This is a genomic window from Phycisphaerae bacterium (assembly GCA_012729815.1).
Classification (GTDB): Bacteria; Planctomycetota; Phycisphaerae; order JAAYCJ01; family JAAYCJ01; genus JAAYCJ01.
In genome coordinates this window covers 1-2,260 of sequence record JAAYCJ010000112.1, presented here as the reverse complement: position 1 = coordinate 2,260, position 2,260 = coordinate 1, and the positions used below count along the sequence as shown (strand labels likewise).

The window sequence follows — 2,260 nt, the reverse complement described above, 5'->3', positions numbered from 1 at the left end:
TGGGCGTTCTTTTTCCGGCCGATGCCGTCGGACCAGCGGAGGTAGCCTTCGCGGGCGCCGGTGTCGTTCTCGTTGAGGATCAGCGAGAAGCGGATTTGTTCGCCCGGCTGCGGGGCGGCGCCGAGAAGGCGCAGCGGCAGGGCGATGCGGTAGGTGGTGGTCGAGCTCTCGCGGCCGACATCGAAGCGGACGCCGTCAACGTTGAGTTCGGGGTCGAAGGCGGTGAAACCCTTGCGGCCGTCGTCGGTGAGGTAGAAGACCATCTCCCGGCCGGCGGGCAGCGTGCCGTTGGCGAAGGCGAGCTGGATGCTGTCGCCGATCCATGCGTTGGTGCCGGCTGAGGGCTGGCAGTGGGCGTCGTCGGTGGCGGTAACTGCCACGTGCAGGTGCGTCCGATCGTAGGCGAAAGCCACGCGGGCTGAGAGGTCATCAGCAGCGGGCGCGTCGCCGGCATTCTTTTCCCATACGGCAAGTTCCAGCGCCGGCTGGGTGGTTGTGGTCTGACCGGCGCTCTCTCGCACAGCGCGGGCGGGAACCCACACTTCTCGGCAAAGAGCGATCTCTCCTTCATCCCACGCGACGTTTGCCGCAACCGGCGTCCCGCAGCCGACGGCCGGCGAGGCGATCGCGATCGGGACCTGAAGTACCTCTCGGCCCGGAATCTCCCGGACCTGCTCGCCGGAGACGGTGTCGATTGTGATTCGGACGTTCCGGGCAGCCGCGCCGGCGTTCTCAACCGTCAGCAGAGGCTGGCCGTCCTCGCCGTAGTCGAGACAGGCCCGCACCGCCTCGCTGAGACGGTAGATCACCGGCACATCGAACGCAGCGTGTTTGGTCTTGACGGCAACGTGCGCGTAGCCCTTGCCAGCGATTTCGCGAATGTCACGAGGAACTTCGACGACGGCGTCGAAGGCGAGGAGTTCCTCTCCTCTCGAATGCAGCTTCAGGCGATACTCCGGCGGCTCGCCGGCCACCACGGTCTCGCCGCTGAGTTCCAGGTCGGCCAGCGGTGAGACCGTGACCGGCTCAGTGGTCTGACTCTGAATATAGATGGTCGTCTCAGCGGGAATGACGACGGCAGCCGTCTCGCCCAGCGCGATCGGCACAACCGCTCGACCGTAGAGGTCGCGAATGGCGTCGTGCTTGCCGGCGATTTCCATCAGCGCCGGATGCTGGACCGTCCAGACGGCCCGGACGGCATCGCCGTCGCCGGTCAAGGTGAGGGCATAGAGATTGTCAGTGAGTTTCTGGACGCGTCCGAAACGCCGGCCCGCGGCGTGCTCGTTGAGGGTGCGAAAGGCGAGAAACGCCGGTTTGATCTGCATGTCCTTATGGCAGACACCGAAACAGTGTCCCGGCTCCTCGCGGTCGAACAAGAGAAACCAAAAACTCCGGTCGACGCCCGAGGCGGTCAGGGCCAGGAACGCGCGAGGAAGCAGGACGGCCTGGTCGTGGGGCGTGGCCGCGGGATCGTCCGGCTCAGGGCTGCGGTAGCCAAACTCGGTGATCCAGAGGGGCATGGGCTTGCCGCCGTTGTACCGGCCGGTCATCTTATCCATGGCAGCGCCCACGGCCATGTAGTTGGGGGCTGCGGCGTCGAGTTCGGGATCGGGCGGGTTCATCCAGTAGCGGTAGCAGTGGAAACTCACGCCGTCGGCGCAACCCTTGGCCAGGCGCAGGGCGTCTTCGGGCCAGCCGACGTCGGGGTTGTTGGCTGAGCCGACAAACACTTGCGCCTCGGGCCGGGCCGCCTTGACCGCTTCGTGGGTTGCGCGGACTAGTTCCGCGTACGTCTGGTTCTTGGGAAAGCTGTTCCAGGACCCGCCGTTGGGTTCGTTCCACACTTCATACGCGTCGAAGGACGTGCCGGCGACGTACTTTTCGACGAGCTGCTTCCAGACGGCCAGATCGGGCATGGCGAAGCGATGTTCGATGACCGGACGGTCCGCGGGCACGCTCGAGGCCCAAGTCGGCGCGTAGGCGAGGATCGAGAGCATCGTGGTCAGGCCCGCCTGTTCGCGCATGCGCTGAGCCAGCCCCTCGATGCGCTCCGGCACGACGGTCCGGTTCTCCTCGTCATAACAGCGGTCCATCTCGAACGCGCGGACGCACTTGGCCCCGCACGCCGCCAGCAGTTTGCACATCCGCTGCTCCAGGTGCGGCGGATAGTAGGGGAACATCGAGAAACCGAAGTGCTCGCTGCCGTCGATGGGCGCCAGGCCCGGCGGCTCGATGCTGATGTACTCGTCAATTCGTCCCA

At 65.9% G+C, this 2,260-nt stretch carries 1 protein-coding gene; it reads right to left on the bottom strand.

Going from position 1 to position 2,260, the window contains the following annotated elements; genetic code table 11:
* On the bottom strand, positions 1-2,260 hold a 2,260-nt coding region (locus GXY33_08070), incomplete at both ends, for a cellulase family glycosylhydrolase (GenBank protein NLX05085.1).